Genomic DNA, 26,912 nt, shown 5'->3' on the forward strand with positions numbered 1-26,912 from the left:
CTGGCGCCCGGCAACCCGGAGTATCCGGGCCGACCGTGAACACAACCTGAAACCATACAATCACCCCGCAGTGAATACTACTTTCCATAGCGATCACTCGCATGCCGTCGGCATCGACCCCGCCGCTGTGTACTAGCACACAGAAACCGGTCGTTTTTTAGACAAACAGCAGAGACCGGCCTAGCTTTTGAGCGACCGTTCGCGGCTCTTTTCTGACGTCACTCCGGCGCCAGCGGGCCGCGCGGCGGCCAATCATCTGCCTGCCTCAGCCAACACTGAAAGGAGTTCAGTATGTCTGCACATCACGGAATGAACGAACTGCCCGGCCTGGCCGCCTACTGCCACCGTGGCCACCAACAACAGCGGGAGGAGCGCTTTGGACGCATGTTCCCCCACCTGCCCCCCAGCTATATCGCGGCGGACCTGCTGACCGCCATCGGCGCCTCCGGCGGCCCCATGGACGGCGGTTCCGGCAGCAGTTCCAGTCGCAGCCAGACGGTGCCGGTGGGCCAGGTCATCTTCGGTCAGTTTATCGACCACGACATCACCCTCGATGTCAGCACCAGCCTGGATCGCAACCCGGCGGCGGCCACCGACATTCCCAACGCGCGCACCCCGCGGCTCGACCTGGACTGCATTTACGGCGCCGGGCCGGAGGCGCAGCCCTACCTGTTCGCCGCGGACGGCGCCCACATGCTGACCGGCGCCGATGTCGCCGGCGCCTCCACGGAAGTCGCCAACGACCTGCTGCGCTCGGCCAACGGCCGCGCCATGATCGGCGACCCGCGCAACGACGAAAACCGCATCATCAGCCAGATGCAGCTTGCGATGATCAAGTTCCACAACACGGTCTGCGACGACCTCGCCGCCAGCGATGGCCTGGCCGGCGCCCACCTGTACGAAGAGGCCAAACGGCGGGTCACCTGGCACTACCAGTGGTGCGTAGTATTCGACTTCCTGGTGGCCATGTGCGGGCGCCCGGTGGTGGATGACATTCTCTGTCACGGCCGCAAACTGTACTGCGGGGAAACACCCTACATTCCGGTGGAGTTCTCCGTAGCCGCCTATCGTTTCGGACACTCCATGGTGCCGATGAAACTGCAGGTACAGAAAGGGGGCAACAGCTACGAATTTTTCGGCACCACCCTCGGCCGCGGCTTCAGTCCGGTGGGCAGCGCGGACGCGCTGGTGGACTGGCACGAACTGTTCGACACCCCGGCCGGGCGCAACGTGCAGCGGGCGGAAAAGCTCGACACCAAAATGGCGGGAGACCTGCTCAAGCTGCCCTTTATCACCAGCGGCGAAAACTCACTGGCCAGCCGCAACCTGCTGCGCGGCAATGTGTTCCTGCTGCCGGCCGGGGAGGCCGTGGCGGCGGCCTGCGAGCGCAGCGACAGTGAAATCGCACTGGTGCTGGACAAGGTGGAAGAGATCGCGGAAGCCGCCATCAACCAGGCCGGGCTGGAACATCCGGCCCCGGGCAGCGGTGCTCCCCTGTGGCTGTACGTGCTGGCGGAAGCCGAGGTGATCGGCCGCGAAACCAGCGCCGGCACCTTCGATAAAGGCGAGGGCCTGGGCCCCACCGGCGCGCGCATCGTTGCCGAAGTGCTGATTGGCCTGCTGGAACTGGATGAGCACAGTTTCCTGGGCAGCAACCGCAACTGGGTACCGAAAGCGGATTACAACCGCATCGGCAAGTTGCTGGCCAGCACCAACGCCAGCGTACTGCCCACCTGAGTCAAGCGGCCTGCATCCACTCTACAATGCGGCGAGCGGCCTGCTCGCCGCAGTCCTCCTGCCAGAAGTGGCCGGCCCCCTCCAGTAGGGTGTGGGGCTGCCCCGCCGCACCCGGCACCCGCTCCTGAAACAATAGCTCCCAGCCCCGCGTGGTCGGATCGCGGTCGCTGAACAGGGTGAGGAAGGGCCTGTCGAAACGGGCCAGCACCGCCCAGGTCTCGCGGTTGATCGCCGCGCCCGGGTCCGAGCTGGTCAGCGGAATGAGCAGGGGAAACTGCCGCATACCGGCCTTGTGCCACTCGCTGGGGAAGGGCGCGTCATAGGCCGCCACCACGGCGGGAGCCAGTTCCGACATCGTGGCAAACTGCAGGGAATCGCCGGCGCGGAAATGGCCTTCGCGCAGACTGTGCCGCGCCCAGTCGAGCAGGCCGCGGTTGACGGTACTGTCGTCCTCGCCACTGGCATGGGCCGCCCAGGCCGTGCGCCCGGCCAGCTCGGCTGAGGCGGTGTGCAGCATGGTGTTGGCGGCGACCACCCGGGAGAAGCGCTCGACCTGGCGCGCCAGCACGCCGAGGCCAACCGGGCCGCCCCAGTCCTGGCAAACCAGGGTCACATCCTGCAAATCGAGGCCGCAGACCAGCGCCTCCAGCCAGTTCAGGTGGCTTGCAAAACTATAGTCCCAGGGACGGGTCGGCTTGTCCGAGCGGCCAAAACCGATCAGGTCCGGCGCCACCGCCCGGTAACCCGCCGCCACAAACACCGGAATCATTCTGCGGTAGAGATAGGACCAGCTCGGCTCGCCGTGCAGCATCAGCACCACCGGCGCGTCCCGGGGGCCCTCGTCCAGGTAGTGCATGCGCAGGTCGCCGCCGGGGCCCGGCACCGTCAGGTAATGCGCGGCAAACGGGAAATCCGGCAGCTTGTCAAAGCAGGACTCGGGTGTACGCACCACAGCGGGCACTTCTGGCCCTTCATAATCGATGTTCATTGCCGGGGCTCCCTTGCCTATCGGTCCCAACATGGATGTCCGCCATGGACATAAATTCCCAAAGGTATTCATCTGCTGAAAGCAGCTTAAAGAAAAACGGTGCTTGTCAGGTATTACGCGCGAAATGCATCAACATTGGTACACGCCTCCAAACCAGAGTTATCGACCACCCACAGGCCGGTAAAAATTGGCGGTTGCGGTTTTCGTTGAGAGCAAGCCCAGCCCCTCTATCGTGCAGCGCTCCCTGCACAACGCGAGCGCGAGTGCCGGATAGGTGTCTTGTAACCAAAATTCGGAAAAGCGTTAACTGCATCAAACTTTTCGCTTTCCGTGCGTGATAACCCGCCATTCGGGTCTAGGCTTGGGCCATGTCACGCCTGCGGGGGCTGTTAATGAACTGGAGTTATCTGGCGGGCCTGGCCCTCGCTTCACTGAGCTTTGGCAATGCTACGCTGGCCAGCCAGGCCGGCATTCCCTGTGAAGATGGCAAACGATACTACGGGCTCGCGCAGCAGGCGGGCTCCTCCCAGGATTTCGACAAGGCGGTCGACTGGCTCAACAAGTCGCTCACGGCCTGCGATTCCTATTCCGCCTGGCACCTGTTGGGTACGGCCTACCAGAAGCAGCGCAAGCTGGAGGACGCCCTGACTGCCTACGAGCAGGCCACCCTGCACGCCACGCGGCAGGAGCAGGCGGCCCTGTCCATGGCGCGCTATGGACAGGTGCTGGCGCTCAACGGCCAGCGTTTTGAGGCGCTCACCATGCTCGAGCGCGCCATTGAGGCACACCCCAACCCGCCGTCCTGGATGCGCGAGAACGCACGCGAGCTCGACCAGAGTCTGGTGGAGTCTCCGATCAGCAGTGACGCCATCAAGCGCAGCCTGGCGAGCCAGCAGTTCGGACTGCTGGCCATCAATGCGATCGATAGCAAGAACGGCCCTGAGCGGCAGGAAAAGGCAACCGTTCGTATCCCGATCAACTACAAGCTGGACAGCGTGGAGATGGACGAGCTGACCGCCGGCAACATCGACGAACTGGGCAAGGTGCTGTCCAGTACCGAGTATGCCGGCAAGACCTTTACCCTGGTTGGTCACAGCGATGTACGCGGCAGCTGGGATCACAACCTGGCACTGTCGGAACAGCGTGCGGATGCGGCCAGGCAGGCACTGGAGCGCAGGTACCCCTCGCTGCAGGGGCGTTTGCGCGTCACCGGTGCTGGAGAGGCCAGGCCAAAGTACCCCGGCGAACGTATTCCGGAAGCGGATCACCGCTTGAACCGACGGCTGGAGGTGATAGTCAACTAGCGTGGCGCCGCGAAATCAATGACAACAGCAGCGCAGGACATTCTGCCCGCCATTCCCGGATATACCATCCAGCGCCTGCTGGGGGCAGGGGGAATGGCGCGGGTCTATCTGGCCATTCAGCAGGGCTTTGAACGCCCCGTGGCGCTCAAGATCATTTTGCGGGAGCTGGCCAGCAACCCGGAGTTCGGGCGTCGTTTTCTGCGCGAGGCACGCATCGTAGGCGGCCTGTCCCACCCCCATATCATCTCGGTCTACGATGTGGGTGAGCATGAAGGGTTCTATTACCTCGCCATGGAGTTGCTGACATCGGGTGACCTGCGACAGCGAATGCGCTCTGTCATCAGCGAACGAGAGGCTCTGGAAATCGCAAGACAGGTTGCTTCTGCCCTCGGCTTTGCCCATACCCGCGGCTTTATCCACCGCGATATCAAGCCGGACAATGTGCTGTTCCGCGACTCCGGTGAAGCGGTGGTGACGGACTTTGGAATCGCCCGTCCCGCCCATGACTCAGCGGAATTGACAGAAATCACCCAGGTGGAATCAGTCATCGGCTCGCCGAAGTACATGAGCCCTGAGCAGTCGCTGGGGCAGCCTCTGGATGGCCGTTCAGACATTTACAGTCTCGGTGTGATGCTGTACCAGATGCTCGTGGGCGAGTTGCCGTTCACCGGTCGCACACTGGCCGAGCTATCACTGCAGCGCCTGCAGAAACAGGTGCCGCGCATGCCCCCCGCACTGCAGCATCTGCAACCCCTGATGGACGGCTTGCTGGCCTATGATCGCGACGAGCGATTCCGTGACTGCGGGGCGGTGCATGCCGCGCTTGAACAAGTGCTGCCCGGCGCGGGGACGGTGAATTCTGCCCCGGCACGCACCGGCTCCGCCGCTGACCCGGACGCAGAGACCCTGGTGGATACAGTAGCAACGGCAAGCGCTGGCAGGACGTCGGGATCGCGGGTGGCCGCACTGGCTGTCCTTGCCCTTGTCGTACTTGTGGGCGGCGGGCTCGCCTGGTTCTTTGCCGCCGTCCCCGCAGACGATATCGCCAGCGCATACCAGGGCGCCAGTGCGCGCCCGGAGAGCGGCTCAACAACGGCGGACCAGGATAGCCTCCAGGCGGCAAACGGCCCCCTGGGCATTCCCCCGCCGGAAGAATTCTTTGCGTTCTACGACGCGGTGAACGCCGGGCTGGCAGATCTTGAGCAGGACTTTGTAAAGGCGTTTCCCGGCAGCGTCTTTACGCAGATGTTGCAGTTCAAGCTGGGGCAGGCACCAGAGGCGTTCGCCGCCCTCCGCCAACGGGCCGCCGCGGGCAACAGCCGGGCCCAGGTGGTTGTCAGCGAGCTGTACGACACCGGCTGGGGCGTTGCGCAGGACCAATCACAGGCGCTGGCCCACGCCCGGCAAGCCGCAACCAGCGGCAATGCCTTTGCCCGTTACCACTACGCGATGCTGCTGCTGGCGCAGGCGCAAAACGATGAGCAGCGGCGCGAAGGCCTGCGCGCTCTGCAGGACTCTGCCGATGCCGGGTTTTACCTGGCACAGACTGTGCTCGGCACCGAGCGTCTGGAAGGACAACTGCCGGGGCGGGATATCGACGACGGGCTGGCGCTGTTGGCCGCCGCTGGCGAACAGGGTGACCGCAATGCCCTGTTCAATCTGGCCCGCATTCTGGACGCGGGCCTCTACGGCCAAACGGCCGATCCCGAACGCGCCCGGGACTATTTCCGGCAGGCGGCCGCCCTCGGCCATCCGGGCGCCAAAAGCTACCTGGAAGACCCCCTATGACCGTTTCGAGGAAATCAGCCCGTGTTGTCGGCTATTCACGGCGGGGGGGCAAGCCATGACGGCGTTTGCGCTGCCACTGTGGCGATGCTTCGCCACCCTGGGGCTGGTGGTACTGCTGGGAGTGGCGGACACCCATGCCGACGCAGCGGACGACCATCCGCAACAAGCACTGGCTCACGCACAGGCTCTGGCTGACGGGGGCGAACTGAACGCCGCACTTCTCGTGCTCGAACAACAGCGGGCCGGTGGGCCGGATACGGCGGCGGTGCCCCTGACGCCCGCTGCGAGCCTGTTGCGGATTGACGTGTTACGCAAGCTGGGCCGGGTGAGCCGAGCCGAGGCGGCCCTGGCGCAGCTGCAGGCGCAACTGGCCGCTGACGGGGACGTCGATCCGGCAGTCAGCGCACAACTACTACACCAAAAAGCCCTGCTCCATGTGCTCAAAGGGGAGCTGGCTCAAGCGGAGACCGCGGTCACCGAGGCACTGCAGCGGCAACAGGCACTGACACCTTCCCTGCGCGCCAGTCTTCTCAACGACGCCGCCATAATCCAACAGCGCCGCGGTGACAGTACCGGGGCAATGGTGGGTTTTGCCGCCGCGGCGCAGGCTGTCGAGGGCACACCGCAGGCGCTGGTTTACCGGGTCAATGCGGCCAGGGCCATGCTGGAGGACGGGCAATTGACCGCCTATCTCGACGAAGCCCAGCACCTGGGCAGTCAATTCGATACCAGGCAGACGGCGCCGACGGCCGCGGTGTTGCACAGCCGCATTGCCCTCGCGGTGCTCTACCGGGACGCGGTGAACCGCTTTGGCGCCGATCAGGGTTATCGCTTGCAGGCCTTGCAGCTACTGCAGGGGGCTGCGCGACAGACACCTCTGTCATCACGCGATGAATCGCTTATCAAGGGCTATACCGCCGGACTCTATGCCGATGACCGCCAGTTCGAGAGCGCGCTGCGCTACGGCCGGGAAGCGCTGTCGGCGGCCTCGCGGGCCGGTGCGGTGGACCTTGAGTATCGCTGGGAGTGGGTGCTGGCCCGCTCCTTCAGCAGCCTGGGCGACAAGCAGGCTGCTCTAGCCGCCTACGGGCGGGCAGTGACCTCTCTGCAAACCCTGCGCGCGAACCTGGAAGTGTTCGACCAGGAGGCCCTGGCCACAGTGATCAAACCCCTGTATTACGAGTATGCGGACCTGCTGTTGCAGGAGAGTACTGCCCTGGCGGAAGGCGGGGATAAACAGGCTCTGCTGCAGTCCGCCAGAACCGCCCTGGAAGGCCTGAAACAGGCAGAGGTGGAGGACTACTTCCAGCAACAGTGCCTCGGCGACCAGACCGTGCAACTGGAGAATCTGACAGGCCGGACAGCGGTACTGTATCCCGTGCTGCTGGACGAGCGCCTGGAGCTGCTACTGAGTACCGGAGCCGATATTCACCAGCTATCCGTTGCCGTGGATCGCCAGACCCTGGTGACCCTGGTCAGGGACTTTCGCCTCAACCTGCAGGCCGATACCGGTACCGACGACTATCTCGAGCAGGCGCGCAGGCTCTACGGCTACCTGATTGAACCACTGACGGCAATGCTTGAGCAGGCCCAGGTGGATACGCTGGTGTTCGTGCCGGACGGCCCCCTGCGTACCATTCCCCTGGCGGCACTGCACGATGGCGAGCGCTTTCTTATCGAACGCTTCGCCCTGGCCACGGCCCCGGGGTTGACCCTGATCGATCCCAAGCCCTTTGCCGGGCGCCGGTACAGTGCCCTCGCGGGCGGGCTGTCCGAGTCAGTACAGGGCTTTCCCGCCCTGCCGAGTGTGGGCACCGAGCTCGAAAACCTGAATCGCCTGGTGGATGCCAACGTGCTCGCCAACGACACCTTCACCCTCAACCGCGTGGAAGCGGAGCTGGGCAGTGGCGACTACAGCGTCGTCCATTTTGCGACCCACGGCCAGTTTGGCGGCAGCTACGATGAGTCCTTTCTACTGACGTACGACAGTCGGCTGCGTATCAACGAGCTGGGCCGCGCCATCCAGTCCCGGGCCGGCAGCAGTGACACTCTCGAGCTACTGGTGTTAAGCGCCTGCGAGACCGCCGCCGGTGATGATCGCGCGGCGCTTGGGCTGGCCGGTGTCGCCCTGAAGGCCGGTGCGCGCAGCGCCCTGGCCACACTGTGGGAGGTTGATGACCAGGCCACACTGGACATCATTACCGAGTTCTATCGTTCGCTGTCTACCGCCGGGGAATCCAAGGCGCGCAGTCTGCAGCGGGCGCAACTCAAATGGATCCGGGAAGGCGGCAATCCCCACCCCAGCCAGTGGGCGCCCTTCCTGTTGATTGGCAACTGGCTGTAGCGCTTGGGGGAGGAGGCCTGAGATGAGTGACAGGAAACGGCTTGGCGCCCCGCCACCGCGGCTGGGCGGCGCTATCCGGCGTCGCGGCCTGAGGCGGATGGTGCAATTGCTGGCAGTAACCGCCTGGGCCCATAACACCTGGGCGGATGCCGTGTTCGATGGAACCATTGGCCCCAACCCGGCGGGTACGCTGCGGGCCGGCCAGTTCGAGATTCGCGAGGGCGATGGCGCGGTCGCCGGCAATAACCTGTTTCACAGCTTTTCCGCCTTCGGTGTGGAGCGCGGGGAGATGGCCACCTTCAGCCACCAGGCCGGAAACATCGACCACATTATCGCGCGGGTCAGCGGCAGCACGGCAACGGAGATTTACGGCGCCATGCAGGTGCGCCAGGACCTCGGCGGCAGCCTGGGCCCCACCGACGCAGCCCTGTGGCTGATCAACCCCAACGGCATCGTGGTTGGCGACGGCGCCATCTTCGACCCCCAGAGCACCTTTGTACTGTCCACCGCCAACCGCCTCGGCTTTGCCAACGGCGATAGCTTCCACTCCCACGAACCGGTGCTGTCATCCGTGCTGTCGGTGGCGGAGCCGGCGGCCTTTGGTTTCCTCGACCGGCAGGATCTGCCCGCCGGCGTCACCGCGCGCGGGATTACCGTTGCGATTGCCGATCCGGACGACAACAACATTCCCCTGCTGCTACCCAACCTGACGCTGGTGGGCACCAGCATCGACCCGGCGATGCCAGCGCTGCAACTGTCCGGGGACATTGGGCCGGGCTACGACGCCAGCAGTGGCTTGGTGCCCCTTGATAGCAGCACGGTTCAGGCCATCAACCTGGCGCTCGGGGCGCTCGCCCCGGGGGGCGTGATCAACATTGACGCGAGCAACCCAGGCAGCCTGAGCGCAGACCCCGGTGCGGCGCTTGGCGGCATACGTATCGACAATACCCGCCTGCAGATATCGGACTTTGGCTTCGCGGAGGGGGCCGGGTTGTCACTGCTGGCAGACAGCCTGCTGGTGTCCGGCGCCTACATCGATACGCTGTCCCTGAACCAGACAGTGCCTCTCACCCTGCGTTCGATCAGCCATGCCACCTTTAGCAATACCGTGCTGCAGAGCGCCACCGCAGGCCCCCTGGCCGGGGGTGACATTCGCATCGACAGCCAGCAGGTCGAACTGGCGGGTGGCTTGATTGGCAGCCAGGGGACGGCCGCTTCCGGCGCCCCGGGCAATATCCTGCTGGGTACCAGTGCCTCCCTGCCCATGCAGAGCTTCAACCTCAGCGGTGGCCAGCTGCAATCCATCAGCCTGGGTGCCGCGCCCGCGGGCGACATACTGCTGAACGTGCAGGGCGACTTACAGCTCGCTGGCCAGCCGGGCGATAACTCCGGCATCAGCAGTATCAATGCGGCCGACGGCCCTGCCGGCGACATTCTCCTGCTGGCGGAGCGCATCCGCGGCGACGGCATCCAGCTTTTCTCCGCCGGTTTTCACCCCGGTGATGAACGCTTTATCAGCCTGCAGGCCGGCGCCGGGGGCCTGGAGCTGGTCAACAGCGCGGTGACCGGATTGAGCGGCAGCGGGCGCACGGGCGCCTCCCTCCTGCTGGAGTCCGCCGCAGACATGACCCTGGCTGTGGACGGGGCGGCTGCCAGCATCAGTACCGGAACCAGCAGCAACCTGAACGGGGGCAACATCTTTATTACCGCCCAGGGCAATCTGAACCTGAGCGGTAATCTGGATATCAGCACCAGCAGCACGAGCGACACAACCACCACAGGGGTCGCCGGAACGATTGCCCTGAGTGGCCGCAATATTGTGCTGGATGGCATTGACGACGCGTCGCTGCGCGGCAGCATCGGCAGCTTTACATCCACCGCCGGGGACAGCGGCAACATCGTATTCTCTGCCGCGGAGGACATTGTCATCAGCGCCCCCTACGACCTGACCAGCAATACCATCGGTGCCGGTAATTCAGGGGCCGTACTCCTGCAGGGGGGACGTATCGTGATTGACTCTCCCCTCTCCACCAATCTGTCGACCTCTTCACTGGACACGGGGGATGCCGGCATTATCTCCCTGGCTGCGCTGGACACGCTGGAGCTGTCTGGTGCTTTTATCAACAGTCTGGCGGTTGATCAGGGCGCGGCGGGCTTCATCCTGCTGGATGCTGCCACGATGCAGGTGCAGGACAGCGTGCTGACAACCGCTACCCGCGCCAACGATGCCGGTGACACGCCGGCGCAGATCAGCCTGTCCGCCAGTGGCACCCTGGATATTCGCGACAGCAACCTGCAGAGCAATTCAGTGGGGCAGGCGCCGGCCGGGCAGGTGTTCCTGAGCGCTGGCGAGCAACTGCGGGTGGATGACGTGTCCATGCAAACCGCGACCACCGCGTCGGGGACAACGGGCAGCATCTTGCTGGTCAGCGGCGGTGACATCACATTGTCCGGCCCGGCCACTGAACTGCTCAGCAATGCCGAGGGCAGCAGCGATGCCGGCGACGTCAGCCTGCTGGCCCAGGGTTCCCTGCTGTTTGAAGATGGCGGCTTCATCCAGACCTCCGCCGTGGGTTCGGGAGATGCCGGAACCATCCTGCTGTCGGCGGACGAGGTGAGCATAAACCTCGCCAGGATTGAGGGCACCGCGGAAAATGGCGGCGGCGGTGACGTCAATATCTTTGGCCGCGACATCCTTATCGACGGCGATCCCGGCGCCGGCGGTATTGTGTTCATCACCGCCGACTCCCAGTCCTCCGATGCTGCCGGCAATGGCGGCTCCATTACCCTGGGTGACCCGCTGGCGCCGGCTGACCTGGTTCTGGTGCGCTATAGCGCCCTGCTGGCCAACGCCAATGCCGGCAACGGCGGGCGCATCAATATCAATGCCGATAATTTCCTGCGCGACGCACTGTCCAGTTTCCAGGTGACATCCACGCTGGGCGATGCGGGCAGCCTGGAGATCAATGCCCCAGAGCAGGACATCAGTGCGGCAGTGGCAGAGCTGGACGTGGCCCTGCTCGATGCCACCAACCTGATACAGGACCGCTGCGCCGTCAATCCGGAGGATGCCAGCAGCCTGGTGGTGCGCGGCGAGGGTGTAATGGCTGAGCGCTACGACGACTACCTCACCAGCGGAACAACCGGCGCAGACCCCGGGGCTGACGCTGCGCAGGGCTCGAACACCCGGCTGGGGCCGGGTGCCTCGCACACCTTGATTGCCCTGCGGCGGGAGGCGGCATGCAACCCGCGCCATTGATCGCGGCGCCCACGCGAGTGCAACTGGTCGCGCTGGCACTGCTGACGCTGGCACTGGCCGGCCCTGTTGCGCTGGCCCAGAGCCCACCGCCGGCGGGCTCGGCTATTTCGTCCTTTCGCGACAACGTGGGGCGCGGATTCAGCGATGCCGGGGACCCTTTTGCCGAGCCCGGCTTCAATGTGGAAGCCGAAAGCGCCAGCCCACCGGTGCATCGGCAGGTGTTGCCGGCACCGGGGGAGAGCGCGACCGAGGGCTCCGGCGCGCCGTCGCCGGGGCACGAGATGCGTGTCAGCGATATCGTGGTGGAGGGCAACACGGTCATTCCGGCCCAGGCCATCGCCTCGATCACCGAGCCCTTTGCCAACCGGACGCTGAGCCCTGAGCAATTGCGTGAACTGCAACGGCGTCTGTCGTTGCTGTACTACAACGCCGGCTATGTAAATTCCGGTGTGGTGCTGCCAGACCCACTGCCCGGGCAGGGTACGCTGCGTATGCAGGCCATTGAAGGGCAGCTCAGGCACATCGCCCTGGCGTCCAACGGACGCTACCCCCAGCGCCGGCTGGAGGCACGCTTGCGCCGCGACGTCGGCCAGCCCCTGAATGTCTACGACTTGCAGGACAGCCTGCTCGGCCTGGAGCTCAACCCCCTCATTCGCAAAGTGAACGCGGCCCTGGTGCCGGGGCTGGTGCCGGGCGAGGCCGACCTCCAGTTGCAGCTGGACGAGGCCAGGGCGGTGCGCCTGGCCCTGACCGCCGACAACTACCGCTCTCCCAGTGTGGGTGCCGAGCGCGGAGTGGTGAGCCTGGAACACCTTAACCTGACCGGCCAGGCCGACCGGCTGGCCTTTGCGGGCAGCGCCAGTGAGGGGTTGAACGATGCCTATATCGACTACACGCGCCCCCTTGGCGACGATAATACCCGGCTGTGGATGGGCTATCGGCGGGGTGCCTCGGAGGTGGTCGAGGCCCCCTTCGATGACCTCGATATCGAGAGTGACACCGAGTCCTGGGGCGTCGCCCTGACACGCCCCCTGGTGGACCAGTTGCAGCGCAGCATCGAGGTGTTTGCGGGCCTGAACTACAGCCACTCGGAAACCGACCTGCTGGGCAAGCCCTTCTCTTTCTCGCTGGGGGCCCGGGACGGGGAGATCACCGCGACCAACGCCAGCATCGGGGCAGAGTGGATTGAACGGGGCGACAACGCGGTACTGGCGCTGCGCAGCAGCGTGCGCTATGGCCTGGACTGGTTTGGTGCCACGATCATTCCGGGCGATGCTCCAAGCCGCCAGCCCGATACCGGCGCACGTATTCCCGAAAGCCGTTTCACGGCCCTGCTCACCCAGTTCCAGTACGCGCGCCGCATGCCCTGGCTGAACAGCCAGCTGGTGTTCAGTGGCGTATGGCAGCAGGCCTTCGACCCGCTGCTATCGGTAGAAAAAATGGCCATTGGTGGTGTGTACTCGGTGCGCGGCTTTCGTGAAAACCAGCTGGTTCGCGACAGCGGTCTCAGCGCATCCCTGGAGTGGCGCGTCCCCTTGTTTACCAACGATGCCGGTGTCAGTCGCTGGAACCTGACCGCCATTCCCTTCGTGGACTACGGCCGCAGCTGGGACTACGACGACAACCTCTCGACCCACAACCCGGCCGAGATCAGCAGCATCGGCCTGGGGCTGCGCTGGCTGCCGACCGCCCACACTTTTTTCAGCCTTTACTACGGCGAACGCATTGCCGACGATGACATCCCGCCGCCGCCAGAGGATGACCTGCAGGACGAGGGCTTCCACATCGCCTTTGGCGTCAACTGGCCGCTCTGGTAGCTCGCGCCTCTGGCCTGGCGCCGGCCAGGCTCACCAATTCCGCAAGCTCAGGCCGGCGGGCGGCAACCCCGGCCAGAGAGGACTGCAACTGCTCGCGCAGCCCGGCAGTGCCATCACCAGCGGGCAGTGCATTCAGCAGTTCGTGCTGGAGCAGCCACTCGTCGGGGTAGTCGTTACAGGCGGCGGCGAGCGCCGCCCAGTCGCTGCGGCCCTGCTGCGCGGCATCGGCTACGCGGGCATAGAGCGCCATCAGCGCTTCATCCCGGGCCGCCGCCGGTGCGCTGTGCCGGGAGGGGGCCTTGTACAGGCGGTAGCGGTCGCGATCGGCGCTGCCGCCATACACGGATTCCACCCGCGCGCCCACCGCCATATCGTAGCGGCCCCAGTCCGGAGCGAACAGTACACGGCCGTCCAGATCTGTCACTGTGCAGTCCTCGAAACTGAGGATCAGGTTGCGGTGCTCCTGGCGCACGATATGGCACAGTTTCCCCTGAACTGTGATACCGGAAAGAAACTCCAGCCGCACCCGTTCGCCGAGCACAATGTCGTGGGCCTTGAGTTCATCCACCGTGTAATCCGACAGGCAGCGACTGAAGTCCTTGAGCAGGCCGATGGGGGAGCCGAAGCCCTCGGCGTGGGCTTCCACCCCCTGGCCGTAAATCTCGCGGTCGCGCCAGGCCAGCTGGGTCGGCCCCACCGTGCGCAGGTAGACAGGGTTGCCCACCGCATCGCAGACCACCTCCTCCATGCAGCCGCTGACCTGCATACCGGAGTCGAACTGGGCGGTGCAAACGGTACCGGCGGCAATCGCCGTGCGCAGGGAAACCGCGCCGCCGCGGCGGAAGCACATGCCGTTGGCGAACTCCTCCAGCACTTGACTCAGGTGACGGCAGCTTTTGGTGACAAAGAGCTGGGGCTGCTCCGAAGTGATGTCGTAGGGAAAGGTCACCGCATTTACCGTCAACGGCAATTTGGCCACTCGCCCATCATCCAGGCAGTGGCGGCTTTCACCCAGGGACGACAGCAGACCGGCCCCGAAAATACGGTAGTCGTCCATCTCGCCGACCAGCCCGTACTCCACCGTCCACCAGTGCAGCCGGGTGAGCAGGGCCGCCTCGGAGGGTTCCTCCTCCCGCGCCAGCACGGTCTCCAGCGCCTGCTGGGCGGCGCGGATGTCGCCCTCGGTACTCGATGGGCACTCCTTGACGATGGACAAGTGGCGCACCGCCTCGTAGACCTCGAAATCGTAGCGGGTGGAGATGGCCTTCATGCCCACTTCGCCGAAGCGCTGCAGAAATTCAGCGTAGTCCACGTCGACAATAAACGGCGCATGCCCGGCGGATTCATGCACGATGTCCGGCGCCGGCGTGTAGAAGATGTGGTCGACACTGCGCATGTCCAGGGCAATCACCAGCACCTTCAGGGCCTGGAACTCCATGAAAATGGCCGGCGGGATAAAGCCGTCCACCACTACCGCGCGCCAGCCCAGCGCGGCCAGCGCAGCGTTCATTTCATCGATGGAAGGGATGTGATCGAGGGCGATCCCGGTGCGGGCCAGGCCCTCGAGATAGACCGGGTGGGCGGTATCGCGGAGTTGCCGGGTGAGCTGCAACATGATGAAACGCCACACCGCATGGTCGCGGGGCGTGTAGCGATTGTAGTCCTGCAGCTTGACGAAGGGCTGCAGATGGGCCGGCAAACTGGCCACGATGTCCTGTTGTTGTATTCCGCCTTGCATACCGATAGCTCCGGGCCCGGGGGCCGCTGTTCAATCGGATGACAACTCAGCCAGGCGCAGATCGAGCTTGTCCAGCAGGCTGAAAAGGGCCGCCTGTTCCTGTTCGGACAGTGGCGCCAGCAGGCGCTCTTCCCAGGCCAGGGCCTCGGGCACGATGCGCCGGTACAGTTCCAGCCCCTCCTCGGTCAGGGTGAGGAAAGCAGCGCGGCTGTCGCGGTCACAGGGGCGGCGACTCAGCAGTCCCTTGTCCGTCATGCTGGCCACTGCCCGCGACACCCGCACCTTGTCCATACTGGTATGTGCGGCAATCTGCTTGGACTGCAGTTCGCCGTATTCCGACAGCGCCACCAGCGTGCGCCACTCGGGCACCGTAATACCGAACTTCTGCACATAGATCCTGGCCAGCGACACGCTGATGCGCTGGGCCAGGCTGTTGCAGCGGTAGGGCAGGAACTGCTGCAGGCTGAGTTTGTCATCCATGGGTTTTGACCATGGCCGCAGTATAGCCACGCCCCGTTATAGTTTCAAAAGAAACCATGTTAACCCAGCCCGCCCCAGGCCCGGGGCATCTGCATATTGAGTCGCTCCATACCGCCGTTGACCGCGAGAATATCACCAGTGACGTAGGAGGCCGCGGGGGAACAGAGGTAGAGAGCGCCCAGCGCCACATCCTCCACTTCGCCGAGGCGGGCCATCGGGGTCAACTCCACCATGGTGCGCTCTATCTCGTCGGTCAGAACCGTGTCCAGAGCATCGGTGCGGGTGGACCCCACTGCAATGGCGTTCACCCTTACCTTCGGCGCGTACTCCTGGGCCAGCTCCCGGGTGAGGAAGGACATGGCCGCCTTGGCGGTGCCGTAGGCGCTGAAGCAGGGCGTGGGGCGGTGGCCGGCGATAGAGGATATGTTCACCATCGCACCGCCGCCGGCGGATTCCACCATCAGCGGAGCACAGCAACGGCTGAGTTCGAATGCCGTGCTGACATTGAAGCGAAAGGCGCCCTCGAATTCTTCCACACTGGTATTTGCCGCCGGCTTGGGCGGAAACCCGCCGGCATTGTTGACCAGGATATCCAGCCGACCAAAGTGAGCCAGGGTTTTCGGCCCCAGTTCACGCAATTGCTCGAAGTCGAGCACATCCGCCTCGATCAGCAGGGCCTCGCTGCCCAGGGAGTCGACCTCTGCGGCGACCCGCTCCAGGTCGGCCCGGGTGCGGGCGGCGATAGCGACCCTGGCCCCGGCCTCGGCGAAGGCTCTGGCACAACCTGCACCGATCCCCTTGCCGCCCCCGGTAATCAGGGCCACTTTGCCATCCAGTCGGAATTTATCCATCAGTGCCATCTGCCAGCCCTCCTGTTGCAGGAAAAATTATTTGCGGTAATCCAGTGGCGGTTCGCGATCACCCAGCAGGGCTTCGTAGTGGAAATCCGCACCCCGGCGCTGTTCGAACTCTTTCTCGGCCGCCTGCAGCAGCTCAGGGCTCTGGTACAGGTCCGCGGCGGTTAACGCCAGCGTTTTCGCGGCCACCATCATACCCTTGTGACCGATGGACATGCCGCCGGCGGCAATCGCCTGCCAGCTGTGGGGCGCAGTGCCGGGCACCCAGGTGGCGGCGCGCATCTCGACGGTGGGCACCTGCCAGCTCACATCGCCGACATCGGTGGAGCCCATGCCCTGGATGAACTCCATCGGCAGGACCGTCTGCTCGCGGCCGCTGAGATCCTCGGACAGATTTAGCGTCGGGCTGATCTTGTCGGCAAAGGCCTGTTCGGCGGGGCTGTAGTGCACACCACCCACCTGTTCCAGCCGCTTGTGCACGGCGCTGGCCAGGGTCTCGTTGGGCAGCATACTGTGGTTGCCGTGAATCACCTCGGCCTCCATGCGGGTACCGGTGCCCTGGGCTGCGCCCTCGGCCGCGGCCATGACCCGGCTCCAGATTTTCTGCAGCTCTGCCGCTTTCGGATGCCTGACGTAATAAAACACTTCGGCAAAGTCCGGAACCACATTGGGAGCGGAACCACCGCTGGTGATCACGTAGTGAATCCGCGATTCCTGGGGCACGTGCTCGCGCATCATGTTGACCATGAAATTCATCGCCTCCACCCCGTCCAGGGCAGAGCGGCCGCGTTCCGGCGCCACCGCTGCGTGGGAGGACTGGCCATGGAAACGAAACTTGGCGGATTTGTTGGCGAGGCTGGTGGCCGGGTCGGCGGCGTTGCGGTCCGCCGGATGCCAGACCAGCACCGCGTCCACATCGTCGAACAGGCCGGCGCGCACCATATACACCTTGCCGCTGCCGCCCTCTTCCGCCGGGGTGCCGTACAGGCGTACGGTGCCGGGAATGTCATTGGTCTCAAGCCAGCGCTTGATCGCAACCGCAGCAGCGGTAGAGCCGGCACCGAACAGGTGGTGGCCACAGGCGTGCCCGGCGTGCTTGCCTTCGACTTCTTCGCGCTCGGGGCTGGCGGACTGGGAAATACCCGGCAGGGCATCAAACTCCGCCAGCAGGCCGATCACCGGACCGCCTTTGCCGTAGCTGGCGACGAAGGCCGTGGGAATATTGGCCACACCGGTGGTAATCGAAAAGCCTTCGGCTTTCAGGGTGTTCTGCAGCAGGGCGGAGCTCTCCGTCTCCTGGTAGCCCACCTCGGCCTTGTCCCAGATGGTGTCGGCGAGGCTGGCGTACTGGCCGGCGTGCTGGTTCAGATAATCCAGCATGCTGTCAGCGGGGACAGTTTCCGCGTGGACGGCGGCAGAAGTGCAGAGCAACAGCCCGGCGGCGATGGCGCTAAAACGTGACATGGTGATCCTCTGGCGTCAGGTCAGAGGCACACCTTACCACTGCCGGCCGGTTGCGGCACAGACGGTGTGAAGACCCACAATGGGTGTCGGATAGCGACGAGGGTCGGGCCGGTGGCGCATGCAAAGCCACCGGCCCGAACGGAGTGCCGGGGGGGGACCCGGCGAAGGGGCGGAGCGGGCCCGCCCTCTTCAGCCCGCCAGGGGTTGCAGGCTGAAGCTGTTGCCCGGCGTCACTCGGCGGTGGAGGCCACCTGGCCGGCATTGATCTGGCTGAGAGCCTCGTTGACGGCCCGCTCGTAGCAAGCCTGGTTGTCCACAGCGGCCGACAGATGCCCGGTAATGCGGTGGTCATTGCTGCCGCAAACGTCCCGGGCGGCGGCGCTGATGCGATAATGGAGGGTCTGCATGCCTTCGCTGGAGCTGATATCCAGATCATCGTAGCTGACTGCCTGGGTGCGAACCGCGGGGGATTTCACCAGCGTTTCACTGTAGTTTTCCGCCTGGGCCTGCCCCGCCAGCAAAGCCAGCGCCGCTGCAGAAGCCATTGCCCAGTGTTTGCCGATACGCGCCATGTTCATGTGTTTTCTCCCTACCTGTTTGGTGTGTAGCGGGCCTGTCCCGCTGCGGGCGCGCTGTTGTTGTGCCGCCCTTGAGGAGAACAATAGGTAAAGGCCAAAGCGGGCGAAACAGCACTTCGACCAAGTGAAGGCGGCGAGCGACAGGGCGACAGAATTCAGAGACAGGCCGTGCAGAAAGACGCGGACCGATTTGGCTTCCTGCGCTGGCAACCGTATATTGAACCGTTATTTCCAGTAGCCGAGACAGCATGAGCAAGGCAGCACAACACCCCACTTCGGTGGGCAGCGGGAACAGCGGCGAAGGCCCTGTTGGCATCCTGATCACCAACCTCGGCACCCCCGACGCCCCGACCCGGGGCGCCCTGCGCCGCTACCTGAAGGAGTTCCTGTGGGACCCGCGGGTGGTGGAAGCGCCGCGCTGGCTGTGGTGGCTGGTGCTCAATGGCATCATCCTCAACGTTCGCCCTTCCCGCTCAGCGGCGGCCTACCGCAAGATCTGGACGGAAGATGGCTCGCCGCTGCTATTTCACACCCGCGACCAGGCGCATCATCTGCAGGCGGCGATGAGCGCAAACCACGGTGACAGCGTGCTGGTGGAATTCGCCATGCGCTATGGCAACCCGTCCATCGACGCGGGCATCGAGTCGCTGTGGCAGCGCGGTGCCAGACGCTTTCTGGTGCTGCCCCTCTACCCCCAGTACAGCGGCCCGGCCAGCGCCTCCACCTTCGACGCCATCGGCGCGGCCTTTCGCCAGCGACGCTGGGTGCCGCCACTGCGCTTTGTCAGCGACTACCACGACCATCCCGCCTATATCAGTGCCCTGGCCAACAGCGTGCGCCAGCACTGGCAATCACATCCCAAAGCCCAGCGCCTGCTGCTCTCCTACCACGGTGAACCGCAGCGCTATGTGGACCGGGGTGATCCCTATTACCAGCAGTGCAGGCGCAGCAGTGAACTCCTCGCCCAGGCACTGGCGTTGGGTGCCGATGAGTGGAGCTTCTGTTTCCAGTCCCGCTTTGGTCGCGAACCCTGGCTGCAGCCCTATGCCGACGAGACACTGAAAGCACTGCCGGCGGAAGGCGTGACGTCGGTGCAGGTCATCTGCCCCGGCTTTTCCGCCGACTGCCTGGAGACGATCGAGGAAATCGGCATGGAGAATCGCGACACCTTCATGGACGCCGGGGGCGAGCGCTACGAATACATCCCCTGCCTCAATGCCGGGGACAGACATATCGCCGCACTGCGACAGATCGTTGAGGAAAATCTCGCAGGCTGGCTCCGGCGGGCGAACTAGTGGCAAGCCGATTTACAGCCATGCTATCCTCGGGCTATTCCCGAACCGGCTGACCCATCACACCGTGCGACACCTTCGCTCCCATACAGTCCCCGTTATCAGGCTGATGCTTGCCATCATGCTGGTGCAGAGTCTGTTCATGGCGCTGGAATCCGGGATGCAGGTCAGCTCTGCCATGGATAGCGCCGGCCATCACGCCAGCGCGGACAGCGCAAACGGCCACGCCGATGACGCGCACCAGGCCGCCGCCACCGCCGATGGCGATGACAACTGCGATCACTGCTGCCAGTGCCACGGCCAGTGCACCCACTTCGCGGCTGCCGGTGGCGCCCGCGGGCCGGTGCTGCTCGCACGCAAAACACAGATCATCCCCGAACCACCCCAGCAGCTCAGCCTGCTGCCCTCCTCCCTGTACCGCCCCCCAATAAGCGCCTGATCCTGTTCCAGCAAGCACACTAGTTCCCCGCTGGGGAATCGCAAAAACACAGGATACAGATCATGCAAAACACTACCGGAATACGCCGGCGTGCCCTCGCGTGCCTGCGCATCATGGCGCTTGCCATGACCATTGTCGCGGACGCCTCGGGTGCACCGGAACCACCGCTGTCCCTCGCCGATGCCAGCCGGCTGACGATAGCCCGGCATCCCCGCCTGGCGGTCTTTGACTGGCGCGTCGCGGCCCTCGAAGGGGAGCGCCAGAACGCCGCCCTGCGACCGGCCACCAGCGTCACTTTCGACGCCGAGAACCTGCTCGGCAGCAACGAACTGCGAGGCGCACAAAGCGCCGAGCTGACCCTTTCCCTGTCGTCGGTGATCGAACTGGGGGGCAAACCGACGGCTCGCCTGGCGGTCGTCGATGCGCGCATGGCCCAGACCGAGGCTGCGCGCCAGGCAGAGGCTCTGGACCTGCTGGGCGAGGTAACCCGCCGCTACCTGAGCGCACAGGTACTGCAGGAAAAAGTCGCGCTGAGCGCACAGGCACAAGCACTGGCCGAGAACGCCTATGAACTGGTGAGCAGGCGTGTTGCCAGCGGCGCCACGCCGCAGGCGGAAGGCCTGCGCGCCCAGGCAGACCTCGCCAGGGCGAAACTGCAGCATGCAACAATGCTGAGCGAGCTGCAGAGCAGCAAGATGGCGTTGGCGAGTCTGTGGGGCGCCGAGAGTATCGAGTTTGACCACCTTGAAGGCGACCTGCTGACATTTGCGGATCCCGGCAGTTTTGAGGAGTTGTTTCAACGGGTTGCCGAAAGCCCCGCTATCCGCCTGTTCAGCGCGGAACAACGCCTGCGCCAGGCGGCGGTTGACCTGGAGCGGGCCCGCTCGCGCCTGGATATCGGCTGGAGTCTCGGCGTGCGCCAGTTTGCCGCAAGCGACGATACGGCCATGGTCGCCGCCCTCTCCCTGCCGCTGTTCACCGCCAGCCGCCAGCAGGGCAACCTGCAAACAGCGCTGGCGCAACGCTCCGAGGTGGAATACCGCAAGCAGGCCAGCCTGCTGGAACTGCGCGCCACGCTCTACACGGCCTGGCAGAACTACCGCCAGAACAGCTCTACCGCCATGCAACTGCAGCGCGAAGTGGTGCCTCTGCTGGAACAGGCCCTCGCCGCTACCCGCGACGCCTATGAGCGCGGCGCCTACCGCTACCTCGACTGGCTGGATGCCCGACAGGAGCTGATCCAGACCCACGTGGCAATCATCGAAACCGCCAGCGAGGCCCTGCTCAGCCTGGCTGTGATCGAACAACTGAGCGGCGTCTCCATCGCCAGCGCCACCGGCGCCGCCGACACCAAACAATCCGGGACGACACCATGAAAAGCCAACACACACTGCCTTGTATCATCCTCTGCCTTTCCCTGCTGTGCCCGCTCCTTGTGCAGGCTCAGCATTCGCACGGCGAGGGGGGGCACAGCCACGCAGACAACCGGCAGACCGCGCCGGACAGCCATGCCGACGACTCGCCATCCCGCGGCCACGATCAGGACGACCACGACGTCGAGGCACATAGCGACGGGGATTCGGTCTCGCTGACACCGGACATCGTCCGCGAGTCGGGTATTGCCATCCGCATCGCCGGCCCCGGTAGTATCGAACGGCATATCAGCGTCTACGGGCGGCTGGTGACACCGCCCGACCAGGTAGCCCAGACCCGCGCCCGTTTCCCGGGCCTGATCAGGGATATCCGGGTCAATGTCGGCGACGCCGTCGAGCGCAACCAGTTGCTGGCGGTGATCGAGTCCAACGAGAGCCTGAACAGCTATGAACTGCGCGCGCCGATCGCTGCGGTGGTCCAGGCGCGCAACGGCAGCATCGGCGAACTGACCGGCGATGCCCCGCTGTTCACCCTGGTCGACAGCAGCAAGCTCTGGGCCGAGCTGAAGATATTTCCCAGCCAGCGCTTCGAAGTGGCCCCCGGGCAGGATGTTCACGTCAACCACACCGGCCACATCCACGACAGCACCATCGCCAGCGTGACCCCTGCCACTGAGGGACAACCCTACGTGCTGGCCAGGGTCAAGCTCACCAATAGCCTTGGCGACATGGCGCCCGGTGACATGGTCAGCGCCCAGATCGATGCGGAGAAGGTGAGTGTCGCCCTGGTGGTCGAATCCGCCGCCCTGCAGACGCTGGAGGACCGGCAGGTGGTGTTCGTGCAGGACGGTGATGTCTTCACCGCGCGGGAGGTCGATGCGGGCCGCTCCGATGGACGGTTCACCGAAATTACCGCCGGCCTGGCGCAGGGCGAAAACTATGTGGTGGAAAACAGCTATCTGCTCAAGGCCGAGTTACTGAAATCCGGCGCAGAGCACGCACACTAGGGAGCGGAACAATGATTGAAGCCATCGTCCGCGCCTCCATCGAGAGGCGCCACCTGGTGCTGTGCCTGATGTTCTTGCTGATGGCGGCAGGCTACTGGCATTTCCAGAAACTGCCCATTGATGCGGTGCCCGACATCACCAACGTACAGGTGCAGATCAATACCGAGGCCCCCGGCTATTCCCCGCTGGAAGCCGAGCAACGGATTACCTTCCCGGTGGAAACGGCACTCTACGGCCTGCCCAACCTGGCCTACACCCGCTCGCTGTCGCGCTACGGGCTGTCCCAGGTCACCGTGGTGTTCAATGAAGGCACCGACATCTACCACGCGCGCAATCTGATCGATGAGCGGCTCTCGACCATCAAAAGCGCGCTGCCCGCGGGCCTGGAGCCCGAAATGGGGCCTATCGCCACCGGACTCGGGGAGATCTTCAGCTATACCGTTGCGGCCACTGACGGTGCCCTGACCGGCGCCGGCGATCGCTACACCGCCATGGACCTGCGAGAGATCCAGGACTGGATCATCAAGCCGCAACTGGCCCAGGTGCCGGGCGTGGTGGAAATCAACACCATCGGCGGCTACGACAAGCAGTATCACGTGCAGCCCCAGCCGATGAAACTGCTGGAATTCGGTATCAGCCTGCAGCAGGTGCTGGATGCCCTGCGCAGCAATAACAACAATATCGGCGCCGGCTATATCGAACGCAACGGCCAGCAGTTGCTGGTGCGCTCCCCGGGGCAACTCGCTGCCATCGAGGATATCCAGCGCGTGGTGGTCGGACGCTACGGCACTGTGCCGGTCACCGTTGCCGATATCGCCGAGGTCGGTATAGGCCGGGAGCTGCGCACCGGGGCCGCGACCCGCGACGGCAGGGAAACCGTGCTGGGTACCGCCATGATGCTGATGGGCGAGAACTCGCGCCGGGTGGCCAGTGATATCGCGGAGCGCCTGGAGCAAGTCCGCCTGAGCCTGCCCCCCGGCGTGGTGGTGGAGACGGTCTACGACCGCACCACCCTGGTGGACAAGACCATCGCCACCGTGCAGAAAAACCTGCTCGAGGGGGCACTGCTGGTCATCGCGGTGCTGTTCCTGCTGCTGGGCAATCTGCGCGCGGCCTTGATCACCGCCGCCGTGATTCCGCTCTCCATGCTCGCCACCATCACCGGCATGGTGCGCACCGGCGTGTCGGCCAACCTGATGAGCCTGGGTGCACTGGATTTTGGCCTGATCGTGGACGGCGCGGTCATCATCGTCGAGAACTGTATCCGGCGTCTGGCCCAGGAGCAGCCCGCGAACAATGCACGCCTGCCGCTGCGTCAACGACTGGATGTGGTGTTCAGCGCCACCACGGAAGTGATTCGCCCCAGCATGTTTGGTGTTGCCATCATCACCGTGGTGTACATCCCGATATTCGCCCTCACCGGGGTTGAGGGGAAGATGTTTCACCCCATGGCCGCCACCGTAGTGATGGCGCTGATCGCCGCCATGGTGCTGGCGCTGACCCTGGTGCCCGCCGCCGTGGCGCTGTTTATGTCGGGGCGAGTCAAGGAAAAAGAAAGCCCGCTGATCAGCGCCAGCAAGGCGCTGTACGCGCCGCTGCTGCGGCTGGCCCTGCGCCTGCGCTGGGCGGTGATGGGCACCGCTTCGGCGCTGGTGCTCGGCTGCGCTCTGCTGCTCACAACCCTGGGATCGGAATTCATCCCGCAACTGGACGAGGGCGATATCGCGCTGCACGCCATGCGCATACCCGGCACCGGCCTGGAGCAGTCGGTGGCGATGCAGGAGCAGGTGGAAAAGCGCCTGGCCAGCTTTGCCGAGGTCGACAAGGTCTTCGCCAAAATCGGCACCCCGGAGGTCGCCACAGACCCGATGCCACCCAACGTGGCCGACAACTTCGTGATGCTAAAGCCCCGCAGCGCCTGGCCCGACCCCGATCGCAGCAAGGCCGACCTGCTGCAGGCGATGGAGGCCTCGCTGCGCGAACTGCCGGGTAACAACTACGAGTTCACCCAGCCGATCGAGATGCGCTTCAACGAACTGATCTCCGGGGTGCGGGCCGACCTCGGGATCAAGGTCTTCGGCGATGACCTGGCCGTGCTGGAACGCACGGCAAACGACATCCTCGCGGTAGTCAATGCAGTGCCGGGGGCGGCCGACGCCCGGGTGGAGCAGGTGTCCGGCCTGCCGGTATTGTCGGTCATCCCGCGGCGCACCACACTGGCCCGCTACGGCCTCAGCCTGGACGACCTCCAGAGCCTGGTGGCGGCGGGTATCGGTGGCGAAGAGGCCGGGCTGATCTACGAGGGCGACCGGCGTTTCAAGCTGATGGTCCGGCTGCCGGAAGCGGACCGTCGCGATATCGACAATCTCGCCTTCCTGCCGGTGTCGCTGCCGGGCGGCGACTATGTGCCCCTCAGCGAAGTCGCCGATCTCAGCCTCGCCCCTGCCCCGGCCCAGATCAGCCGCGAAAACGGCAAACGCCGGATTGTGGTCACCGCCAACGTCAGGGAGCGCGACCTCGGCGGTTTCGTGGCGGACGTACGCCAACGCATCGCGAGCGAGGTGGCCGTGCCGCCGGGCTACTGGCTCGAGTACGGCGGTACCTTCGAACAGCTGGAATCCGCCACGGCGCGCCTGACGCTGGTCGTGCCATTGACCCTGGCCATTATTATTGGCCTGCTGATCATGGCACTCAGTTCAGTGCGGGACGCCCTGGTGATTTTCACCGGGGTGCCACTGGCGCTGACCGGTGGTGTCCTGGCCCTGTGGCTGCGGGATATGCCACTGTCGATATCGGCGGGCGTCGGCTTTATCGCACTGTCTGGCGTGGCGGTGCTGAACGGGCTGGTGATGGTGAGTTTTATCCGCGACCTGTGGCAAGGCGGCAAACCCTTGCAGGAGGCGGTGATCGAAGGGGCACTGACGCGTCTGCGCCCGGTTTTGATGACGGCGCTGGTGGCCAGCCTTGGTTTCGTGCCCATGGCGCTCAACACAGGCACCGGGGCGGAGGTCCAGCGGCCGCTGGCAACGGTGGTCATCGGCGGCATCATCTCCTCCACCCTGTTGACCCTGGTAGTGCTGCCGGTGCTGTACCAGTGGCTACATCGCCGGGAACCGGCCCGCTAGAGCCAGCGCCGCACCCGCGCACAGTAGGCGGGGTACTCCTGCGGGAACAAGTCCCGCAGGAGGACTTCTTCCGGGCGGATATAGCGCCACTCAATGATCGCCATGAACAGGGGCGGCACCAGCAGTGCAGTGCTGGCGCCCACCGTCACCGCGGTACCGGCAAGCACCAGGGCCATGCCCAGGTACATAGGGTTGCGACTGAAGGCATAGACGCCTGTCGTCACCAGGGCGGAAACATTGCGGAAGGGAATCATATCGGTGCCTGCACGCTGGAACAGTCCGCCTGCGATCACCAGTATCGCCAGCCCGGCCACCAGCAGCACACCACCGGCCAGCCAGCTCAGGGAGCCGGTAAAGCGCGGCCCGGGCAGGAACTCGTTGAGAGCGAAAATGGCGATCACCCCGATCACCAGCCACATGGGCGGATAAATCACGCGTTTGACCACAGTCTTCCCTCCTCAGTGGGCCAGGTGGGCCCCGGCCGGCTCCAGGCTACCGATGCCGTAGGCCAGTGCAATCCCGGCGATAAAGGCCAGGGTCAGCTTGAGCCGGTCATGGCTGTGAAAGTGGACTTCCGGCAACAGGTCGCTCAGGGCGATACAAATGAAGGCCCCGGCGGAAAAGGCCAGGGCAATGGCGACGCCGTGGTGACGCGCCTCACCCAGCACGTCCACACCGAAATAGAACAGCAAGGCGCCCAGCGGGCACATCAGCGCGAACAGGACATTGGCCCGGCGCCGGGCAGCGGCACTCCAGCCGCCTGCCTCCATCACCGTGACAATGGACATGGCGTCCAGCGGCTTGTGCAGCAGGATGGCCAGAAACACTCCGACGCCCAGCAGGCCGGCCATGCCGTGGCCACCCACCATGCCCTGCAACACCGCTCCCAGCGCCACGCCGTCGATCAGTGTGTGGACCCCCAGGCCAAGGGCGATACCCACCCAGCTGAGGCTGTGCACGGTGCCGTGGGCGTGCTCGTGGTGGTGCTCGTGGTGAACGTGCTCCTCGTGGCTGAAATCGTGCTGGTGGAAGTGGAACATGCGCAGCAGCAGCAGCATGGTGATCAGGCCGATCATCACCCACCACACCGACACATCGGCCGCGTGGGCCCCGCCCAGCAGCGCCATGCTGTGGGGCAGCAGGTGGTAGAAGGCGACCCCCAGCATCAAGCCGGAAACAAAACTCATGATGAGCTGGGTGCGGGTATGGGTCATGCGCACCCAGTTGGGCAGCAGGCCGCCCAGCAGGGAAAAGCCGGCGATGGCGAGACAGTACAGACTGAGCAGCAGTGTGGGTGACACCGACATGAGGTTTCCGCAGCG

19 protein-coding genes are annotated in these 26,912 nt (G+C 64.7%); 11 read left to right on the forward strand and 8 right to left on the reverse strand.

What is annotated here, in order from left to right; all coding sequences use genetic code 11:
* Positions 1-291: 291 nt before the first annotated feature.
* On the forward strand, positions 292-1,737 hold the full coding sequence (locus FVW59_RS13565) for a peroxidase family protein (protein WP_222711516.1): 1,446 nt from the start codon (positions 292-294) through the stop codon (positions 1,735-1,737).
* Between the two features lies 1 nt (position 1,738).
* On the opposite strand, the gene FVW59_RS13570 is transcribed toward FVW59_RS13565, so the two are convergent.
* Complete coding sequence (locus FVW59_RS13570; protein WP_148064897.1) at positions 1,739-2,725, reverse strand: haloalkane dehalogenase; 987 nt, start codon at positions 2,723-2,725, stop codon at positions 1,739-1,741.
* 392 nt (positions 2,726-3,117) lie between these two features.
* On the opposite strand from FVW59_RS13570, the gene FVW59_RS13575 reads away from it, so the two are divergent.
* The 5 genes from FVW59_RS13575 to FVW59_RS13595 are packed head-to-tail and all read left to right on the forward strand — an operon-like array spanning position 3,118 to position 13,237.
* Complete coding sequence (locus FVW59_RS13575) at positions 3,118-4,029, forward strand: OmpA family protein (protein WP_187275885.1); 912 nt, start codon at positions 3,118-3,120, stop codon at positions 4,027-4,029.
* Positions 4,030-4,047: 18 nt separating this feature from the next.
* Positions 4,048-5,817 carry a serine/threonine-protein kinase gene (locus tag FVW59_RS13580; protein WP_148064899.1) on the forward strand — a complete coding sequence of 590 codons (1,770 nt, stop codon included), beginning with the start codon at positions 4,048-4,050 and terminating at the stop codon, positions 5,815-5,817.
* A 55-nt stretch (positions 5,818-5,872) separates the two neighbouring features.
* Positions 5,873-8,161 (forward strand): CHAT domain-containing protein, encoded by a 2,289-nt coding sequence (locus tag FVW59_RS13585; protein WP_187275886.1) that lies wholly within the window; start codon positions 5,873-5,875, stop codon positions 8,159-8,161.
* Between the two features lie 22 nt (positions 8,162-8,183).
* Positions 8,184-11,420, forward strand: coding sequence for a two-partner secretion domain-containing protein (locus FVW59_RS13590; protein WP_148064901.1), 3,237 nt, complete (start codon positions 8,184-8,186; stop codon positions 11,418-11,420).
* Entirely contained in the window at positions 11,402-13,237 is a 1,836-nt protein-coding gene (locus FVW59_RS13595; RefSeq protein ID WP_148064902.1) for a ShlB/FhaC/HecB family hemolysin secretion/activation protein, read from the forward strand. Before FVW59_RS13590 ends, FVW59_RS13595 begins: the two co-directional genes overlap by 19 nt.
* Here FVW59_RS13595 and FVW59_RS13600 read toward each other — a convergent pair.
* The 5 genes from FVW59_RS13600 to FVW59_RS13620 all read right to left on the reverse strand — a co-directional run bounded on the left by FVW59_RS13600 (position 13,218) and on the right by FVW59_RS13620 (position 18,354).
* Positions 13,218-14,975 (reverse strand): aromatic amino acid hydroxylase, encoded by a 1,758-nt coding sequence (locus tag FVW59_RS13600; protein ID WP_148064903.1) that lies wholly within the window; start codon positions 14,973-14,975, stop codon positions 13,218-13,220. The two genes, FVW59_RS13595 and FVW59_RS13600, sit on opposite strands and share 20 nt — an antisense overlap.
* A 30-nt stretch (positions 14,976-15,005) precedes the next feature.
* Positions 15,006-15,455 carry a MarR family winged helix-turn-helix transcriptional regulator gene (locus tag FVW59_RS13605; RefSeq protein WP_148064904.1) on the reverse strand — a complete coding sequence of 150 codons (450 nt, stop codon included), beginning with the start codon at positions 15,453-15,455 and terminating at the stop codon, positions 15,006-15,008.
* Positions 15,456-15,514: 59 nt separating this feature from the next.
* Complete coding sequence (locus FVW59_RS13610; protein ID WP_148064905.1) at positions 15,515-16,315, reverse strand: glucose 1-dehydrogenase; 801 nt, start codon at positions 16,313-16,315, stop codon at positions 15,515-15,517.
* Positions 16,316-16,342: 27 nt separating this feature from the next.
* Positions 16,343-17,776, reverse strand: a complete 1,434-nt coding sequence (locus tag FVW59_RS13615; RefSeq protein WP_148064906.1) for an amidohydrolase — start codon at positions 17,774-17,776, stop codon at positions 16,343-16,345.
* Between the two features lie 230 nt (positions 17,777-18,006).
* Positions 18,007-18,354, reverse strand: coding sequence for a UrcA family protein (locus FVW59_RS13620; RefSeq protein ID WP_148064907.1), 348 nt, complete (start codon positions 18,352-18,354; stop codon positions 18,007-18,009).
* A 248-nt stretch (positions 18,355-18,602) separates the two neighbouring features.
* On the opposite strand from FVW59_RS13620, the gene hemH reads away from it, so the two are divergent.
* The 5 genes from hemH (at position 18,603) to FVW59_RS13645 (ending at position 25,590) form a co-directional block, all read left to right on the forward strand.
* The gene (hemH, locus tag FVW59_RS13625) at positions 18,603-19,649 is read left to right on the forward strand and encodes a ferrochelatase (RefSeq protein ID WP_148064908.1); all 1,047 of its coding nucleotides are present in this window, start codon (positions 18,603-18,605) and stop codon (positions 19,647-19,649) included.
* Positions 19,650-19,755: 106 nt separating this feature from the next.
* Positions 19,756-20,085, forward strand: a complete 330-nt coding sequence (locus tag FVW59_RS13630; RefSeq protein ID WP_148064909.1) for a hypothetical protein — start codon at positions 19,756-19,758, stop codon at positions 20,083-20,085.
* A gap of 62 nt (positions 20,086-20,147) precedes the next feature.
* Positions 20,148-21,461 (forward strand): TolC family protein, encoded by a 1,314-nt coding sequence (locus FVW59_RS13635; RefSeq protein WP_148064910.1) that lies wholly within the window; start codon positions 20,148-20,150, stop codon positions 21,459-21,461.
* Entirely contained in the window at positions 21,458-22,465 is a 1,008-nt protein-coding gene (locus tag FVW59_RS13640) for an efflux RND transporter periplasmic adaptor subunit (protein WP_148064911.1), read from the forward strand. Before FVW59_RS13635 ends, FVW59_RS13640 begins: the two co-directional genes overlap by 4 nt.
* 11 nt (positions 22,466-22,476) lie before the next feature.
* On the forward strand, positions 22,477-25,590 hold the full coding sequence (locus FVW59_RS13645) for an efflux RND transporter permease subunit (RefSeq protein WP_148064912.1): 3,114 nt from the start codon (positions 22,477-22,479) through the stop codon (positions 25,588-25,590).
* On the opposite strand, the gene FVW59_RS13650 is transcribed toward FVW59_RS13645, so the two are convergent.
* Positions 25,587-26,036, reverse strand: a complete 450-nt coding sequence (locus tag FVW59_RS13650) for a methyltransferase family protein (RefSeq protein WP_148064913.1) — start codon at positions 26,034-26,036, stop codon at positions 25,587-25,589. The two genes, FVW59_RS13645 and FVW59_RS13650, sit on opposite strands and share 4 nt — an antisense overlap.
* Positions 26,037-26,048: 12 nt before the next feature.
* Entirely contained in the window at positions 26,049-26,897 is an 849-nt protein-coding gene (locus FVW59_RS13655; protein ID WP_148064914.1) for a ZIP family metal transporter, read from the reverse strand.
* Positions 26,898-26,912 lie beyond the last annotated feature (15 nt).

This window comes from Parahaliea aestuarii, from assembly GCF_008064635.1.
GTDB classification, from domain to species: Bacteria; Pseudomonadota; Gammaproteobacteria; order Pseudomonadales; family Halieaceae; genus Parahaliea; species Parahaliea aestuarii.

Excerpts from the sequence above, each read along its gene's own strand:
- FVW59_RS13635 (WP_148064910.1), top strand. The coding sequence starts at position 20,148 with ATGCAAAACACTACCGGAATACGCCGGCGTGCCCTCGCGTGCCTGCGC.
- FVW59_RS13615 (WP_148064906.1), bottom strand. The coding sequence starts at position 17,776 with ATGTCACGTTTTAGCGCCATCGCCGCCGGGCTGTTGCTCTGCACTTCT.
- FVW59_RS13575 (WP_187275885.1), top strand. The coding sequence starts at position 3,118 with ATGAACTGGAGTTATCTGGCGGGCCTGGCCCTCGCTTCACTGAGCTTT.
- FVW59_RS13570 (WP_148064897.1), bottom strand. The coding sequence starts at position 2,725 with ATGAACATCGATTATGAAGGGCCAGAAGTGCCCGCTGTGGTGCGTACA.
- FVW59_RS13640 (WP_148064911.1), top strand. The coding sequence starts at position 21,458 with ATGAAAAGCCAACACACACTGCCTTGTATCATCCTCTGCCTTTCCCTG.
- FVW59_RS13630 (WP_148064909.1), top strand. The coding sequence starts at position 19,756 with ATGCTTGCCATCATGCTGGTGCAGAGTCTGTTCATGGCGCTGGAATCC.
- FVW59_RS13600 (WP_148064903.1), bottom strand. The coding sequence starts at position 14,975 with ATGCAAGGCGGAATACAACAACAGGACATCGTGGCCAGTTTGCCGGCC.
- FVW59_RS13620 (WP_148064907.1), bottom strand. The coding sequence starts at position 18,354 with ATGAACATGGCGCGTATCGGCAAACACTGGGCAATGGCTTCTGCAGCG.
- FVW59_RS13605 (WP_148064904.1), bottom strand. The coding sequence starts at position 15,455 with ATGGATGACAAACTCAGCCTGCAGCAGTTCCTGCCCTACCGCTGCAAC.
- FVW59_RS13645 (WP_148064912.1), top strand. The coding sequence starts at position 22,477 with ATGATTGAAGCCATCGTCCGCGCCTCCATCGAGAGGCGCCACCTGGTG.
- FVW59_RS13585 (WP_187275886.1), top strand. The coding sequence starts at position 5,873 with ATGACGGCGTTTGCGCTGCCACTGTGGCGATGCTTCGCCACCCTGGGG.
- FVW59_RS13595 (WP_148064902.1), top strand. The coding sequence starts at position 11,402 with ATGCAACCCGCGCCATTGATCGCGGCGCCCACGCGAGTGCAACTGGTC.
- FVW59_RS13565 (WP_222711516.1), top strand. The coding sequence starts at position 292 with ATGTCTGCACATCACGGAATGAACGAACTGCCCGGCCTGGCCGCCTAC.
- hemH (WP_148064908.1), top strand. The coding sequence starts at position 18,603 with ATGAGCAAGGCAGCACAACACCCCACTTCGGTGGGCAGCGGGAACAGC.
- FVW59_RS13655 (WP_148064914.1), bottom strand. The coding sequence starts at position 26,897 with ATGTCGGTGTCACCCACACTGCTGCTCAGTCTGTACTGTCTCGCCATC.
- FVW59_RS13580 (WP_148064899.1), top strand. The coding sequence starts at position 4,048 with ATGACAACAGCAGCGCAGGACATTCTGCCCGCCATTCCCGGATATACC.
- FVW59_RS13590 (WP_148064901.1), top strand. The coding sequence starts at position 8,184 with ATGAGTGACAGGAAACGGCTTGGCGCCCCGCCACCGCGGCTGGGCGGC.
- FVW59_RS13610 (WP_148064905.1), bottom strand. The coding sequence starts at position 16,315 with ATGGCACTGATGGATAAATTCCGACTGGATGGCAAAGTGGCCCTGATT.